Source organism: Chryseobacterium proteolyticum (assembly GCF_046591535.1).
GTDB classification, from domain to species: domain Bacteria; phylum Bacteroidota; class Bacteroidia; order Flavobacteriales; family Weeksellaceae; genus Chryseobacterium; species Chryseobacterium proteolyticum.
This window is the reverse complement of sequence record NZ_JBJLWK010000003.1, coordinates 13,599-30,068: the sequence shown is the minus strand read 5'-3', so window position 1 is coordinate 30,068 and position 16,470 is coordinate 13,599. Positions and strand designations below refer to the sequence as shown.

Below are 16,470 nucleotides of genomic sequence, written 5' to 3'. Positions count from 1 at the left end.
ACTATGCAAGCTTTGAAGGATAAAGCCATATAAACAAAGGCAGAGATTTAAGTTGATAAATCTCTGCCTATATATTTATAAAGAAGAAAATTCTGTGAATTCATATTCTGCAGAGCAGGTTAAAAGTTGTCTGAGGACTGCTGCATGTCCGTTTCCTACGATTACAAGAATCCTGTCGTCACTTTGATGCGAAATATTCTGTATATTACGGAATATTCTCAGATTCCTGCTATACCAGTTCATGGCAAGTATATCAGCTCCGTCATAATCCCTTAATTTAAAATCTCCACTCAGATAAGCGCCATATCCATATTCGTGATATTCTTTGCTGTTAAGGTATTGAAAGGTTTTCATAAGTGAGCTAAAATTTTTGGCTTCTGAATGATTATAGAAATCAGTAAAGTTTTGAGAAATGGGGTCATCACTTTTATAATCATACCCCTCTGTAAGTTTCTTAAAATACAGTGAGTCAGTCTTTCCAAACTTTTCCATAAGGTCTTCTAATACGGAAGAGGCGTCTACACTGAATAGTTCATTGATCTTCAGTTCACTGGCAATTCTCATGGCAAGCTGATACCGTTCGTCTCTTTTATCATGGTGTTTTCCTTCATTATACTCTTTGAGTTTTTGATTGGCGTTCCATTCGGGTGAAGCTTCAATAGCAATCTTTGTTGGCCTGAACTTCTTAATATAATTTACCAGATCGGTAACCTCTTTGGATGTTTTAGGAGATAGTACATCGATCTGGTCCTGTTTTTTGATTTTGTGGGCATCCAGATTAGGATAATCAAAATGGAATGAACCAACTACTAATACTTTTGTTTTTGGGGAAGGGAAGAAATCTGATGGTTTTTTTTTGGGCCTGAACAAAGCAGGAAAATAATAGAAGAGTGTAAAGAAGTGTTTTCATGATATTTTATTACTATTATTAAAACAACTTATTATATAGATTTATTACATATTCCTATAAAAATTGAAGGTTATCATATAAAGTATACATATAAATAAAAAAACATCCCGACCGGGATGTTTTTTTTTATTATCGGGGCATAAATAGATTTATGCCTCTTGCTGTTTAATAAGATTCAATGCTGAACCAGCTTTGAACCAGTCGATTTGTTGATCATTATAGGTGTGGTTAGCCATAATAATATCCTTGGTTCCGTCAGCATGTACAAATTCCAGTGTTAATTGTTTTCCGGGAGCAAACTGATCTAAATCTAAGAAGTTAACAGTGTCGTCTTCCTGGATTTTATCATAATCTGCCTCATTAGCGAAAGTTAATCCCAGCATCCCTTGTTTTTTAAGGTTGGTTTCGTGGATTCTTGCAAATGATTTTACCAATACTGCTTTTACACCAAGATGTCTCGGCTCCATTGCTGCGTGTTCTCTTGATGATCCTTCACCATAGTTCTGGTCTCCCACAACGATGGTGGGAATACCTGCCGCTTTATAAGCTCTTTGAACAGCCGGAACTTCACCGTATTCACCCGTTAATTCGTTTTTAACATGGTTTGTTTCCATATTATAAGCATTTACTGCTCCGATTAACATGTTATTGGAAATATTATCAAGGTGTCCTCTATATTTTAACCATGGTCCAGCCATAGAAATGTGGTCGGTTGTACATTTTCCAAAAGCCTTGATTAAAACTTTAGCTCCTGTAATATTTTTACCATCCCATGCAGGGAATTCTTCTAATAACTGAAGTCTGTCTGATGTAGGGCTTACTTTTACTACAACCGAAGAACCATCTTCAGATGGAGCCTGATACCCATTGTCATCTACAGCAAACCCTTTTGCCGGTAGCTCAGATCCTTTCGGTTCGTCTAGTTTAACCTGATCTCCATTCTCTGCAGTAAGCGTATCGGTAATAGGATTAAAGTCCAGTCTTCCTGAAATTGCTACAGCAGCTACCATTTCCGGTGAAGCTACGAAAGCATGCGTATTCGGGTTACCGTCCGCTCTTTTTGCAAAGTTCCTGTTGAAAGAGTGAATAATAGAGTTTTTCTCTCCTTTATCAGCTCCCTCTCTGTCCCATTGCCCTATACAAGGTCCACAGGCATTTGTAAAGATTCTTGCGTTTTCAAATTTTCTGAATGAATTTAAGAAACCGTCTCTTTCTGCAGTGAATTTCACCTGCTCGGATCCTGGATTGATACCCAAAATAGCTTTAGGTTTTACTCCTTTTGCCACAGCATCTTCAACAATAGAAGCAGCTCTTGATAAATCCTCATAAGACGAGTTGGTACAAGAACCGATCAGTGCCCATTCAACCTCTAAAGGCCATCCGTTAGCTTCTGCTTTTGCTCTGAACTCAGAAACAGGAGTTGCTAAATCCGGAGTAAATGGTCCGTTTAAATGCGGAGCCAGCTCGGAAAGATTGATTTCAATTACCTGATCAAAATATTGTTCAGGATTTGCATATACTTCGGCGTCACCAGTAAGGTGTTCAGCAATTTTATCAGCAGCATCCACAACATCCTGTCTTCCTGTAGCAGCCAGATATCTTCTCATGGAGTCATCATACCCGAAAGTAGAAGTGGTAGCTCCAATTTCAGCTCCCATATTACAGATGGTTCCTTTACCTGTTGCAGAAAGAGATTCTGCTCCTTCTCCGAAATATTCCACGATGCATCCGGTTCCTCCTTTTACAGTAAGGATTCCTGCTACTTTTAAGATCACATCTTTTGCAGAAGTCCAGCCACTCATTTTACCGGTTAATTTTACACCGATTAACTTAGGCATTTTAAGCTCCCATGCCATTCCTGCCATTACGTCTACAGCATCAGCACCACCTACTCCGATGGCTACCATCCCAAGTCCTCCTGCGTTTACCGTATGCGAATCAGTACCGATCATCATACCGCCAGGAAAGGCGTAATTTTCCAGTACTACCTGGTGGATAATACCGGCTCCAGGTTTCCAGAAACCGATTCCATATTTATCACAAACAGAACTCAAAAAGTTGAAAACTTCAGAGTTTTTATTAATACCTTCCTGTAAATCTGCTTCTGCACCTACTCTGGCCTGGATTAGGTGATCCGCATGGGCAGTAGAGGGAACGGCAACTTTGGCTTTGCCGGCTTGCATGAACTGCAAAAGTGCCATTTGTGCTGTTGCATCCTGCATAGCTACTCTATCCGGAGCAAAATCTACGTAAGAGCTTCCTCTTTCATGTGCTGTAGTTGCATTTCCTTCCCAAAGGTGGGTGTATAAGATTTTTTCTGAAAGTGTAAGAGGTTTTCCAACGATTTGTCTTGCCGCAGCAATTCTTTCAGGGTAACGCTCGTACACCTTTTTGATCATATCAATGTCGAAAGTCATATCTATTTTAATTTTTCTTTTTCAATTTTTTTCCGGATTTAATTTAAAAATAAGAAGCGGAAATTCTTCGAGTGCAAATCATCAAATACTATTCCTACCTTCCAAAAATGGCATAAATAAGATGAATCATTACTATTTTTAATACCTATCAAGTTAAGGAAAAAATAAATTTTGAGTTGTTGACCTAGGTTAAAATAATTCTATTCACTCTTAAATGGAAAGATTCTAAATAAAAAAAGAAAGGTTTCAATCCAATAGATTAAAACCTTTCTTAAATTATCATATAAAAGAGTCCTTCGACTTATTATTTCAAGCTCTTAATGACCAACCTGAACAAGTTCTTTAATAGGTGGAGCAAATTTAGTAAGGTCAATACCTTCAACTGCAGCTTTATATTCATCTATATTAGGAATTCTTCCAATGATAGAAGATAGAACGACAACAGGTGTTGATGCAAGCAGGGATTCTCCTTTTTTACGTTCTGAATCTTCAACTACTCTTCCCTGGAAAAGACGGGTAGAAGTTGCCAGTACAGTATCTCCTTTAGCTGCTTTTTCCTGATTACCCATGCAAAGGTTACATCCCGGACGTTCAAGATACATTACGTTTTTATATTCTACACGGGCTTCTCCCTTAGGAGCATTATCATCAAATTCGAAGGCAGAATATTTTTCCAGTAGTTCCCAATCCCCTTCAGCTTTAAGTTCATCAATGATGTTATAAGTGGGAGCAGCTACTACAAGAGGAGCATTAAATTCTACTTTACCTTGCTGTTTTTCAAGGTTTCTTAGCATTTGGGAAACAATTTTTAAATCTCCTTTATGAACCATACATGATCCTACAAATCCAAGATCTACCTTTTTCTCTCCTCCGTAATAAGAAAGAGCTCTGATGGTATCATGTGTATATCTTTTGGAAACGTCTTCATTGTTTACGTCAGGGTCAGCGATCATCGGCTCTACAATAACATCAAGATCTACAACAACTTCAGCGTAATATTTAGCATTCGCATCAGGAGTTAAAGCTGGTTTTTCCCCGGATCTGATCTCTGCAATTCTTTTGTTTGCTTTATTGATCAATCCCTGAAGAACCTGATTTTTATTATCCATTCCTTTATCGATCATAATCTGGATTCTGCTTTTTGCGATTTCCAATGATTCGATCAGAGTATTGTCTTCAGAAATGTTGATGGATGCTTTTGCTTTCATTTCAGCAGTCCAGTCTGTAAAGGTAAATGCTTGATCAGCAGGAAGAGTTCCGATGTGGACTTCAATAATTCTACCCTGGAACACATTTTCTCCACCGAATTGTTTCAACATCTGAGCTTGTGTTGCATGGACCACATCACGGAAATCCATGTGTTCTTTCATGTTTCCTTTAAAGGTAACTTTTACAGATTCAGGAATCGGCATAGATGCTTCACCTGTGGCTAAGGCAAGGGCTACTGTTCCGGAGTCAGCTCCGAAAGCAACACCTTTAGACATCCTCGTGTGGGAATCACCACCGATGATAATTGCCCATTCGTCTACCGTGATATCATTAAGAACTTTATGAATTACATCCGTCATTGCATGATATTCACCTTTAGGATCACGGGCTGTAATCAATCCGAACTCGTTCATGAACTTCATAAGTTTAGGGATGTTTGCCTGAGCTTTTTTATCCCATACTGAAGCGGTATGACATCCTGATTGGTATGCACCATCTACTACCGGAGAGATCACTGTAGCCGCCATCGACTCAAGTTCCTGAGAGGTCATAAGACCTGTTGTATCTTGTGATCCAACGATATTTACCTGTACACGAACATCAGAACCTGCGTGTAATACTTTACCTGGTGTTGTTCCAACAGCATTTCTGTTGAATATTTTTTCTACTGCCGTAAGGCCTTGCCCTTCATGGGAAATTTCTTTTGAAGGAGCAAAAACAAGAGGAGTTTCTATTCCTAAAAGTTGTGCAGCGAATGTTTGAAGTTTTTTACCAAAAACAATGGCATATGAGCCTCCGGCTTTAATAAACTCCATTTTCTGAGGTGTGAGAGCTTTCGAAATATCAATAAGCTCCTGATCACCTTTATATAACTTTTTCTCTTTAATGTTGATTGTAAGTACAGTTCCTGTAGCTACAGAATAGGCTTCCTCAAGAATCGGCTCTCCATTTTCATTACGAAGAGGATTGCCATTTTCATCCAGTTTTTTCACCCAGTTTTTAAGGTCGATACCTATACCTCCTGTAACATCTACGGTTGTAAGGAATATGGGAGAAATACCATTTGTACCTCCAACAATCGGGGCAATATTTACAAACGGTACATATGGACTTGCCTGCTTACCTGTCCATAAAGCCACATTATTTACTCCGGACATTCTTGAAGAACCTACACCCATAGTACCTTTTTCTGCAATAAGCATTACGCTTTTGTCAGGATGCTGTGCCTGCAGAGCTTTGATTTCTTCTTGTGCCTGAGGAGTGATCATACACTTACCATGAAGCTCACGGTCAGATCTGGAGTGAGCCTGGTTACCCGGAGAAAGTAAGTCTGTTGAGATGTCACCTTCACCGGCAATATAAGTAACAATCTTGATTTCGTCAGCAATTTCTGGTAATTTTGTGAAAAACTCAGCTTTTGCATAGCTTTCAACAATTTCCTGTGCGATTTCATTACCATTATTGAATGCTTCTTTCAGACGGTTGGTATCTGCGTCATATAGGAAAACCTGTGTTTTAAGAACGTTTGCTGCTTCTTTTGCGATAGAAATATCATTTCCTAAAGCAAGATCAAGGAGTACTTCAATCGAAGGACCACCTTTCATGTGAGATAGAAGCTCAAAAGCAAATGCAGGTGATATCTCCTCTACCACAGATTCGCCCAGAATGATTTCTTTTAAAAATTTTGCTTTAACACCTGCTGCACTGGTCGTTCCCGGAAGGGTATTGTAGATGAAAAACTTAAGAGAATCTGCTCGGTCTGCATTAGCCGGGTCTTTAATTTGTGCGATGATTTCGCTTAGCAATTCTGCACCATCAATCGGCTTTGGATGAAGCCCCTGGTTTTTTCTTTCCTCAATCTCTTTGATGTAATCCTTATAATTATTCATATAGAAGTCTTTTCGATATTAATTAAAGGTAGATTGATAACGCCACTTTTCCTTACCAGTCAGAATTAAACCATAATATGCCGTTTTTGAGCTTTGCATTTTGATATGTAACACGGACCAGTTAAAATAAGTACAATCTACATTGCTTTTATAAAATGAAAGATAATGTTTCATGCCAAAGCTAAGTATAAAGGACCTTATCGAAAAGTGTAAATGGCTTACCTGTAGTCTGTCTTGCCGCAAAAACTCTCTTTGTAACGTTGGAAAACTTTCTGATCATGTCAATATCAAATCTTGTATTCCAAAGACGTTTTAAAATTATCAAACATTTAAAAATGCTCCCAAAAGTACGAATTTTTAATATTTTATAAGGATGAAATTATTTAGATTCTTTATAAATATGATTTTTATATTTTCTATTTTGGCTGTACTTTTGCAAAAAATAAATGATGAAAGTGAAAAATGTAATGGGTCTGCTATCCCTTTTTATTTCGATTTTTGTTTTTTCACAGGCTAAATCTGTGAAAAAATATCCGGTTAAAAAAGTTTCCAAAGCGGTTGTTAAAAAAGCATCCGAACCAAAAATCAATCCGGATCTGGTTGTTATTAATGACGAGATTCCTGTTCTGATTCCACAAAAGAAGGATGGCAAATTCGGTTATGTCAACCAAAAAGGAAAATTCATTATTCAGCCTGAATACCATATAGCTGTTTTTTTTGCTGAAGACTGTAATTTACTGTATTCCCCTAATGAAAAGGTCAGAAAATTCGGAACAAAAGAATATGCTACAGTTGAAAAAGATCTGATTTCTTATAGAATAGATCAGACCGGAAAAAGAGTATATCAGTACAAAAATTCCGATCTGGGACAATGTAAGATGGAATTTAAACAGCAACAATATCAGGCCTATATTTTAAATGGCTTTTACGGAATTATTGAACCTTCAAAATTTATGAATGCTGCTGATTACAGAGAATATCAGATCTATCCTCAATATGAATATCTGCATATCATGGAAGGAGATGATGTTTCTGATCCTATGATCGTCGCTTCTCATAATGACCGCTTTGGAGTAATTGATGTTCATAATAAAATTGTGATCCCTTTTGAGTATTCCAATATTAAAAGAAATTTCAGTTGGAAATTGGGAAAGATGTTTGAAGTAACAAAAGATGGAACAAACTATTATTATATAGATTCGAAGAATAAAGCGTACTAAGAAATGTGAGCCCCAGGTATCCACATGCCTCCCAATCTCATATATTTTTTGTAATTTCGCGGCTGAAATAAAGGGGTGCTTTTACAGGCTGAGATTATACCCACTGAACCTGGAACAGGTAATGCTGTTTAGGGACGCTCTGGCTTTTGCCGGAATTGTATAATATCTTATTGATCCCCTTTTATTCATTAAATTTTAAAATTTATAGAATGAAAGGATTATTTTTTTTAGGGCTTACTGCCAGTTCAATGGCTTTTTCCCAAACCCAAAATACAGATTCCTTAAAAATCAAGGAAATTGAAGCGGTTAATTTTACCAGGAGACTTCCCGTTGCAAAGGAGATCATTAATGTACAAAGAGACCTGGACAGCAGGAACCTCGGACAGGATCTTCCCATACTTTTAAAAAATCAGACTTCTGTAATTTCCACTTCAGATGCCGGAAACGGGGTGGGATATACTGGTTTTAGAATTCGTGGAGTTGCAGGAAGGGGAATAAATGTTATGATGAATGGAGTTCCGTTTAACGATTCGGAGAGCCAGGGTACTTTTTTTTGTGAATGTCCCGGATTTGACAAGCTCGGCATCACAGATTGTGATTCAAAGAGGAGTAGGAACTTCCAATAATGGGGTTTCGGCTTTCGGTGCGAGTATCAATGTTATATCCAAAGATCCGGAAGATAAGTTTTATGTAAAAACAGATGACAGTTACGGGTCTTTTAATACCTATAAATATTCTGCTGAGGTAGGTTCCGGAAAGTTTTGGAATAATCGTCTGTCATTAATGGGTAGGTATACCCACATCAGTTCTGACGGATATATTGACAGGGCTTCATCAAGATTAGATTCTTATAATTTCACTGCCTTATTTGAAGAAGGAAAAACAAGGGTTCGTCTGATGGCTTTTGGAGGGAAGGAGAAAACATATCAGGCCTGGAACGGGATAGACAGGAAAACATGGGAGACAGATCCGAAGTTTAATTATTCAGGTGCAATTTATGGCGCTGATGGGAATATCACAGGTTTTTACAATAATGAAACTGATAACTACAGGCAAAATCATTATCAGTTATTATGGGAACAGGGGTTTAGTGATCATTGGAATTTAGAGACAACTTTGCATTATACCAAAGGAAAAGGGTATTATGAAAATTATAAGCAGGGAGATCCGTTTTCAAGGTATAATTTACCCAATATCATAGAAGGAGGGCAGACCATAGAAACATCAGATTTTATCAGAAAGAAATGGCTGAACAATGATTTTTACGGAATTGTTTCAACCCTTTACGGAAAATACGAAAACCTGGATCTTAATTTCGGTGCCGTGGCAAATCAGTACTATGGAAGACATTATGGGAATGTGACGGGTGTGTTCTTTCCTATTGATGAGCATGAGTATTACAGAGGGCGTTCGGTAAAAAATGAGGTGGCAGGATTTGCAAAAGCTTTGTTTAGGGTCAATGATTTTGAGTTCTTTGGAGATTTGCAGCTTAGAAATATTGACTACGATACAAAGATTTTATTGGAAGGTGATGATGAAGGTGCTAATATCAAGAAAAACTGGTTGTTCTTCAATCCGAAAGCAGGGATAAACTACAGAATAGGAAATGGTAAAATATTTTTATCCTATGCACATGCTCAACGGGAACCGAACCGGGACGATCTTATTGCCAATAATGAAGTAAAAGCTGAAAAGCTTCATGATTTCGAAGCAGGGTTTGAAAAACAGCTTGGTATTATTTCATTGACGGCTAATTTGTATTATATGTATTATGTAAATCAGCTGGTGCTTAACGGAGAACTGAATAATGTTGGAGCTTTTATCCGTACAAATTCGGGTGAAAGCTATAGGAGAGGTATCGAGATAGGGGCAGTCGCAAAAGTTTCAAAGCAATGGGAGATTTCAGGGAATGTTAGTTTAAGTCAAAACAGGAACCAGGACTTTAAAATAGAAGATAAAGCGGTTGTTAAAGAATTGGGAAATACACAGATCTCGTTCTCTCCAGATGTTGTTGCTAATCTGGGATTAAAATTTAATCCTGATAAAAATTTCCAGTTTTCATTGATGAATCAATATGTCGGAAAACAATATCTTGATAACACTGAAGATCCGAATTTACAGCTTAAGGATTACTTTCTTACCGATTTTAATGCACAATATCAGCTCAGGATTGCCAACAATGATATTGCTTTAAAGCTTTTGGTTAATAATATTTTCAATAAAAAATATGTCAATAACGGTGCTGTGTATGGCGGTGAGCCGTATTATTTTTCACAAGCGGGAATTAATTTTATGTTTGGAATAAGTTGGAAAATACAATAAGAATAATGTAAAAATAGTTGCTGTTTTTTTTGAAATATGCAAAAAAGACATCTAAACTTGGAAATTATACATGATAAGGCTGCTCAGGCAGTCTTTTTTTATCCAAATAAATGTCATAAAAAGTCCTGAAAAAGTTATAAATTTGCTGCCAGATGAATATTTCAGCTTACATTCTAGAATATCTGAAACAATTTGGTTCTGTTACAGTTCCAGCGTTTGGCGTGTTTTCTCTGGAGAACTCAAAAGCGATTATTAATTCTGAAAACGGAAGTATACTTCCTCCCTCCAGTCAGATAGCCTTTGCATCAGATTATGAGGTGGAATCAGAAGAACTGGTATCCTTTATAAGTAGTCAAAAACAAATTTCAATTGAGTCTGCACAGAATGAATTGCAAATTCAGACTGATTTCTGGAAGAAAAAACTCCAGGCGGATCAGATTTTGGAAATTCAGAATCTGGGAACAATTTTTATTGAAGATGGTGAGGCCCATTTCAAAGGAAAAAGACTGGAGTCCAACCATCCTGAATATTATGGCCTGGAAGAGATCAGGCTTTCGGATATTAATAGTGCACAGAAGCCTTTGGTTTCAGAAAATAAAGAGAGCGATTATAAATTTAATAAATCCATTCTTTGGATCTTTCTGTTCATTATTCCTGTTTTAGGAATTTTGTATGTAGCATTCTCACAGCAAGAACTATTGTTTGGGAAAAAATCATTCGATAGTGTTTCTGTACAGACAAAAACAAGAAGAATAGTAAAAGACACGGTAAAGATTAAAAAAGATTCTGTTCAGATGAAAACTTTAGATTCCCTGAAAAAAGATTCTTTACCAAAGCAGATTGAAAAAGGAGCAAACCTTAAAAACACTCAAAACAACACTAAGGCAACATGGCAAAAAAAATAAAAAAGGCGTCGGAATCCCTGACGATTATGACTAATATTGTTCTTCCCAATGAAACAAATTCTTTAAGAAACCTTTTTGGTGGAGAGCTTTTGGCAAAAATGGATCGTTGTGCCTCAATTTCGGCTGCAAGACATTGTGAAAGAAGAGTAGTGACAGCATCCGTAAACCATGTTTCTTTCAATCATCCTATTCCTGAAGGTGGAGTCGTTGTTCTGGAATCAAAAGTTTCAAGGGCATTTTCTACTTCCATGGAGGTGTATGTTGATGTTTGGTTGGATGATCCCATCAATCAAAAGAAAATGCATACCAATGCAGGTATTTATACGTTTGTTGCAGTGGATGAATTTAATCGTCCGATTCCTATTCCTGAAATGGTTCCTGAAACAGAAGAAGAAAAAGAAAGGTTTGCTGCTGCTTTTCGTAGAAAAGAACTTTCATTGATTCTTTCCGGTAGAATGAAACCTCTGGAATCAGTGGAGCTTAAAAAGCTTTTCCAGGAACCGAAATAAATACGAGTAAACAAGTGGTTGGTACAAACTTCACCAATGATTTTTGCCAACATATGATCAAAAATTATGAAAGCAGGTATTTCTGAGAATGAAATATCCGGAATTGCATACACAGTGATTCTAATTGGTGTTATTGGTTAATAAAATTTGTGTCATCAGTGTTTAAATATTATGAAAATCCTTCTTTTAGATAAAAATCATCCCCTTATCACGGAGCAGCTTCTCGCAAAAAATTTTATCCTGGAAGAAGACTTTACGTCTTCTTATGATGAGGTTTGTAAAAAAATTCATCATTATGACGGTGTGATTATAAGAAGCAGGATTCCTTTGGATAAGCACTTCCTTGAAAAAGGGAAAAAGCTGAAGTTCATTGCAAGAGTAGGAGCAGGAATGGAGAATATTGATATTCCCGCCGCTGAAAAGTTGGGAATTCAGCTGATTAACTCTCCGGAAGGAAACAGGGATTCCGTGGCAGAGCATGTTGTAGGAATGTTACTGATTCTTATGAATCGCCTGTTTATAGCTTCCCAGGAAGTGAAAAACGGAATTTGGCTGCGCGAAGAAAACAGAGGTGATGAATTGCTAGGGAAAACTGTTGGGCTGATTGGTTATGGAAATATGGGGAAGGCGACTGCTAAAAGACTTTCCGGTTTTGGCTGTACTGTGATTTTCCATGATATTTTACCCGGTCTTTCTGATGAATACGCTACACAGGTTTCTTTAAAAGACCTGAAGGAAAGGGCTGAAGTTTTAAGCTTACATATTCCCTTGACCGACGAATCTTATTATCTGATCGATGGGCCGTTCATTTCCGATATGAAAAATGATTTCTATTTTATAAATACGGCAAGAGGGAAAAATATAGAAACGAAAAGTTTAGTTGAGGCTTTAAAAGCTGGGAAAGTAAAAGGGGCATGTCTTGACGTATTAGAGTATGAGAAATCTTCTTTTGAAAACTTAGAGGCAGGGGAAAATGAAGACCTGCAATATCTGCTGGAATCAGAAAAAGTAATTGTAACACCGCATATAGCGGGATGGACGCATCAAAGCAAAGAAAAATTGGCCCAGGTTATTGTGGATAAGATTGTCGCTAGGTTCGCTGGTTAAGAGTAAAACAATAATAAAAAAGTGCTATCAATTGATAGCACTTTTTTATTATCAATATACTGTAAAAAGAATAAAACTGACAAATATCATAGGCTGTCATATGTCCATGGCTACACGATTTTTACAGATTTTTCACAATGGCTTTTCAAATAGCTGTATAATTAGTGACCTCCTTGAAAAAAATAACTACATTAGTGAATATTAATTTAAGTTTCTGATAATCAGCTAGTTGAATATAAATAATTTATTTTTATTATGCTATTCTAACTTAAATTATTAATTGAATTGAGTCATTTTGTTTAATAATTACAGCGAATTAACCAAAATACAGATTATGAAAAAGTTATTTTTACCGATGGTATTAGTCTTATTTTCTTTCAATTTTTGCACTGTTGAGAGTAATGATACCATATCAAATCAAGAAACAAGTGCGATACAATCGAATTATCAGGGAAAGTGGATTGTTAAAGAGTATTCGATACCAAGGCTGGGAGAACAATTTTTACCAGCTGATGGTAAGGGCTGGTATATTCAGTTTAATGAAGATCAGACATTTTCAACTTCTGCACCTAATGGAACATTTTCCGGAACTTACGAATTTAGAGATGGCACCTTTCACTGTACGACAAGTGAAGGAGTTGTGTCTAAATTAGTTATTAAAGGGACAGATGGAAATAAAGTGATCATAGATAATCTTTCTGGTACAGGAGTTAAATTCTGTACTTTTAAGGTGCTGAAAGAATAATAAGATTGTTATGGGCTACTCATTTTTCAGTGATATTGCCCGTGATAAAAATATCAAAGAACACAAACTATTTACTTTAAAAATGGCTCAATTAAGAATAAACTGTGTAATGCAGTTTATTTTTTTTTAACGATACTGTTAAATAATTCATAATTCGTATTGAGGAGTCAATATTTATTTTGAGTTTTATTAAATTGCCGCTCATTTTTGATACTCATGAAGAAGCATAATTTTGTCCTTTTTTTAGCTGCTTTTGCATTTTTGTTTTCCTGTAAGAATAAATCCGAAACTAAAGAAGCTGTAGCAGAAAATACTACTAACCTACCCAACTACGGAAATGTGGACCTGAGCAAGGTTTTTACAAAAGCAGATGATCAATTGCCTAATAAAGCTTCTCTGGTACAATATATTGATCAGTATTATAAAAAAGTATGGGATGCCGGTGACTTAAGTGGTGGAATACTTGTTGCTAAAGGAGATGACATTCTATATGAAAATTACAGAGGTTTTGGAAGAGAAGGGAATCAAATGCCTATTGATAAAAATACACCTCTTCATGTTGCTTCTGTTTCAAAGACGATGACGGCGATGGCGATGATGAAGTTAATTGAGGCAGGAAAAATAAAATTGTCTGATCATTTAACACAATATTTCCCTGGATTTCCTTATCCGAATGTAACCGTTCAGAACTTGTTATCGCAGAGAAGCGGCCTGCCCAAATACGAATATTTTATTACTAAAATTCAACCGGCTCCCGTTGAGCTTTCCAAAACATTCATGACCAATCAGGATGTATTGAATATGATCATCAAATATAAACCTGAACTGGCAAGAGACACAGATACTGGTTTTATGTATTGCAATACAAATTTTGCTTTATTGGCATTGTTGATTGAGAAGATTACAAAAACCCCGTTTCCTCAGGCAATGAAGGAAATGGTATTTGATCCTCTTAAAATGAAGAATACCTATATTTTTCAGGAAAAAGATATACCTACCGCTGCACAGTCCTTTTATTATGGACGAGGTAAGTTATATCCTTTGGACAGACTTGACCTTATTTATGGAGACAAGAATGTATATACTACTCCAAGGGATCTTTTTAATTTTTCAAAAGCAATGTTTTCCAAGGATTTCTTAAAGCCGGAACTTATGCAGATGGTTTTTACACCTTACAGTAATGAAAAAGCCGGAATGAATAATTACGGATTAGGTTTCCGGATGAAGATTTTTGATAACGGAGAGAAGCTTACCTATCACAACGGATGGTGGCATGGAACGAATTCTGTTTTTGCTCATTTGTTAAATTCAAAGGTGACCATTGTTGCTATTGGAAACAAATATTCCAACAGGGTGTATACAGCATTGGCATTATCCGGATTATTTGAAGATTTTCCTGTGCAAAAAGACAAGCTGCATAGTGTCATGAACGATAATCAGGATTCTTTAAAAAATGGACATGAAGTTTTTGGAGAATAATGTTTACTTTTGCTTAAACATATTCATGAAAAGACTTTTTTTTACTATTCATTATTGGTTTTCTTGTACAGTCCTGTGCAAGAGTAGGTTCTCCGGTAGGAGGTCCTAAAGATACGCTGGCTCCAAAGTTTTTAAGCTCAAATATAGATACAACCAGAGTCAATGTTCGAAGAGATATTAAAGAACTTCGTATCGATTTTGATGAATATGTAACGCTGAAAGATATCAACAAAAATTTAATCATCTCTCCGCCTATTAAAAAAATCAAGCGGATCTTACCTTCGAATATTGCCAATAAATATCTTTTGATCCAGTGGGAAGATACCTTACAAGCCAATACCACTTATAATTTTAATTTTGGAAATTCTATAGTAGATAATAATGAGTCTAACACACTTCGTTATTTCAACTTTGCTTTTTCTACGGGTGAGAAACTGGATGATCTTTATATCAGTGGTGATGTAAGAGATGCAATATCCTTTAAAAAGGAAACAAGCACAGAAAATAAAATGGTTGTAGGTTTATACAAGGTTCAGGATACCATGAATTATAAACAAAAACCTTACTATATCACAAAGGTAGATGACGATGGCTATTATGAGCTTAATTATTTGTCGCCGGGGAAATACAAGATCATTGCCTTTGAAGATGAAAATGGTAATTCCATGTATGATCCCGGAAAAGAAAAAGTAGGATTTCAGAAAGAGCCTATCGACTTTGAAAAATCCATTTCGGGATTGAACTTAAAAGTATATCCATCGAGAAAACCATTGAAGTATGTAGAGATGAAGGAAACACCGGGAGGTATCACAATGACGTTTGAAGGAAAGCCGGATAATGTAAAGGTTCTTTCTATTAACGATAAGCTTCAGGATATAAAAGTAACACACAGACCTAAATCGGATTCTGTAAAGATATGGTTTGATGCGGTGAAAAGCAATGTAGGACAGACGACTACTGAAAATTTGAAGTTTAGTTATGATGCTGATAATAAAAAAGATACGGTTTCTGTCTTTTATAAATACAATGCGAAAAACGGAATGACCCTTGACAACAATGACGGATCTCTTTTACCTCCTAAAACAGATTTCAGGATTACTTCCAATTACATCATTGATAAAATAAATACGGATAAATGGGTATTGAAAAGTGATAGTTTAACGACTCAGAACTTCACGGCAAAAATTTCCGAAACCAATCCGTATCAGATCCTGATTCAATCCGATTTTGTTCCGGGAAAAAAATATCAGCTGGTTGTTCCTAAAACAACTGTTCTGTCATTCTATGATAAAAACCCAACATCAAAACGGTTTGACTTTGAGGCAGATAAGGTAGAGAACTACGGCAGCCTTGCATTCAAGCTCCAAAATGCCCCCGCTTCGAATTATTGGCTTCAGCTATTGGATACATCTGAAAAAGTGGTTTACCAGAAATATACAAAGGGGGACGCTGTTAAATTCGATATTCTGAAACCCGGAGATTATGTTGTAAGGGTTCTGGTTGACAACAATGATAATAAATATTGGGATGAAGCAGACTTTCAGAACGACGTGTTTGCGGAAGACTCTTATATTTTCTATAAAGCTGTTGTTGTAAGACCTTTATGGGACAGCAATGAAGAATGGGATTTAAAGGATACAAGAGTGCTGGATACAAAAGGATTAAATATTCCTAAACCGGTTGTTGAAAAGCCTGTTGAAAAGGATAATCCTGCACTTAAGTCCGGTAATTCCGTATTGCAACCTGTGAGATAGAGAA

Annotated in this window: 11 protein-coding genes and 1 pseudogene; 8 read left to right on the top strand and 4 right to left on the bottom strand. The window is 36.5% G+C overall.

The window, feature by feature from the left end; translation table 11 throughout:
- Positions 1–75: 75 nt before the first annotated feature.
- The 4 genes from ACJ5H0_RS10955 to ACJ5H0_RS10940 form a co-directional block, all read right to left on the bottom strand.
- Positions 76–870, bottom strand: a complete 795-nt coding sequence (locus tag ACJ5H0_RS10955; protein ID WP_411249568.1) for a DUF5694 domain-containing protein — start codon at positions 868–870, stop codon at positions 76–78.
- Positions 871–1,059: 189 nt separating this feature from the next.
- Entirely contained in the window at positions 1,060–3,327 is a 2,268-nt protein-coding gene (locus ACJ5H0_RS10950) for an aconitate hydratase (RefSeq protein ID WP_273649986.1), read from the bottom strand.
- Positions 3,328–3,644: 317 nt separating this feature from the next.
- Positions 3,645–6,425, bottom strand: coding sequence for a bifunctional aconitate hydratase 2/2-methylisocitrate dehydratase (locus tag ACJ5H0_RS10945; RefSeq protein ID WP_172281214.1), 2,781 nt, complete (start codon positions 6,423–6,425; stop codon positions 3,645–3,647).
- 181 nt (positions 6,426–6,606) lie between these two features.
- On the bottom strand, positions 6,607–6,750 hold the full coding sequence (locus tag ACJ5H0_RS10940) for a hypothetical protein (protein ID WP_172281212.1): 144 nt from the start codon (positions 6,748–6,750) through the stop codon (positions 6,607–6,609).
- 121 nt (positions 6,751–6,871) lie between these two features.
- Between ACJ5H0_RS10940 and ACJ5H0_RS10935 the strand changes: the two genes are divergently transcribed.
- The 8 genes and pseudogenes from ACJ5H0_RS10935 to ACJ5H0_RS10900 all read left to right on the top strand — a co-directional run bounded on the left by ACJ5H0_RS10935 (position 6,872) and on the right by ACJ5H0_RS10900 (position 16,466).
- Positions 6,872–7,645 (top strand): WG repeat-containing protein, encoded by a 774-nt coding sequence (locus tag ACJ5H0_RS10935; RefSeq protein WP_172281210.1) that lies wholly within the window; start codon positions 6,872–6,874, stop codon positions 7,643–7,645.
- A 209-nt stretch (positions 7,646–7,854) separates the two neighbouring features.
- Positions 7,855–9,967: pseudogene (locus tag ACJ5H0_RS10930) on the top strand (TonB-dependent receptor).
- Positions 9,968–10,119: 152 nt separating this feature from the next.
- Positions 10,120–10,872, top strand: coding sequence for an HU domain-containing protein (locus ACJ5H0_RS10925; RefSeq protein ID WP_411249565.1), 753 nt, complete (start codon positions 10,120–10,122; stop codon positions 10,870–10,872).
- Positions 10,857–11,381: an acyl-CoA thioesterase gene (locus tag ACJ5H0_RS10920; protein ID WP_172281205.1), complete on the top strand. Its 525-nt coding sequence runs from the start codon at positions 10,857–10,859 to the stop codon at positions 11,379–11,381. Before ACJ5H0_RS10925 ends, ACJ5H0_RS10920 begins: the two co-directional genes overlap by 16 nt.
- Before the next feature lie 171 nt (positions 11,382–11,552).
- Positions 11,553–12,488 (top strand): 2-hydroxyacid dehydrogenase, encoded by a 936-nt coding sequence (locus ACJ5H0_RS10915; RefSeq protein WP_411249563.1) that lies wholly within the window; start codon positions 11,553–11,555, stop codon positions 12,486–12,488.
- Between the two features lie 334 nt (positions 12,489–12,822).
- Positions 12,823–13,233: a hypothetical protein gene (locus ACJ5H0_RS10910; protein ID WP_411249561.1), complete on the top strand. Its 411-nt coding sequence runs from the start codon at positions 12,823–12,825 to the stop codon at positions 13,231–13,233.
- 216 nt (positions 13,234–13,449) lie between these two features.
- Positions 13,450–14,712, top strand: coding sequence for a serine hydrolase domain-containing protein (locus ACJ5H0_RS10905; RefSeq protein WP_411249559.1), 1,263 nt, complete (start codon positions 13,450–13,452; stop codon positions 14,710–14,712).
- A 50-nt stretch (positions 14,713–14,762) separates the two neighbouring features.
- Positions 14,763–16,466 (top strand): Ig-like domain-containing domain, encoded by a 1,704-nt coding sequence (locus tag ACJ5H0_RS10900; RefSeq protein ID WP_411250333.1) that lies wholly within the window; start codon positions 14,763–14,765, stop codon positions 16,464–16,466.
- Positions 16,467–16,470: the final 4 nt, after the last annotated feature.

Excerpts from the sequence above, each read along its gene's own strand:
- ACJ5H0_RS10925 (WP_411249565.1), top strand. The coding sequence starts at position 10,120 with ATGAATATTTCAGCTTACATTCTAGAATATCTGAAACAATTTGGTTCT.
- ACJ5H0_RS10935 (WP_172281210.1), top strand. The coding sequence starts at position 6,872 with ATGATGAAAGTGAAAAATGTAATGGGTCTGCTATCCCTTTTTATTTCG.
- ACJ5H0_RS10910 (WP_411249561.1), top strand. The coding sequence starts at position 12,823 with ATGAAAAAGTTATTTTTACCGATGGTATTAGTCTTATTTTCTTTCAAT.
- ACJ5H0_RS10915 (WP_411249563.1), top strand. The coding sequence starts at position 11,553 with ATGAAAATCCTTCTTTTAGATAAAAATCATCCCCTTATCACGGAGCAG.
- ACJ5H0_RS10945 (WP_172281214.1), bottom strand. The coding sequence starts at position 6,425 with ATGAATAATTATAAGGATTACATCAAAGAGATTGAGGAAAGAAAAAAC.
- ACJ5H0_RS10905 (WP_411249559.1), top strand. The coding sequence starts at position 13,450 with ATGAAGAAGCATAATTTTGTCCTTTTTTTAGCTGCTTTTGCATTTTTG.
- ACJ5H0_RS10920 (WP_172281205.1), top strand. The coding sequence starts at position 10,857 with ATGGCAAAAAAAATAAAAAAGGCGTCGGAATCCCTGACGATTATGACT.
- ACJ5H0_RS10950 (WP_273649986.1), bottom strand. The coding sequence starts at position 3,327 with ATGACTTTCGACATTGATATGATCAAAAAGGTGTACGAGCGTTACCCT.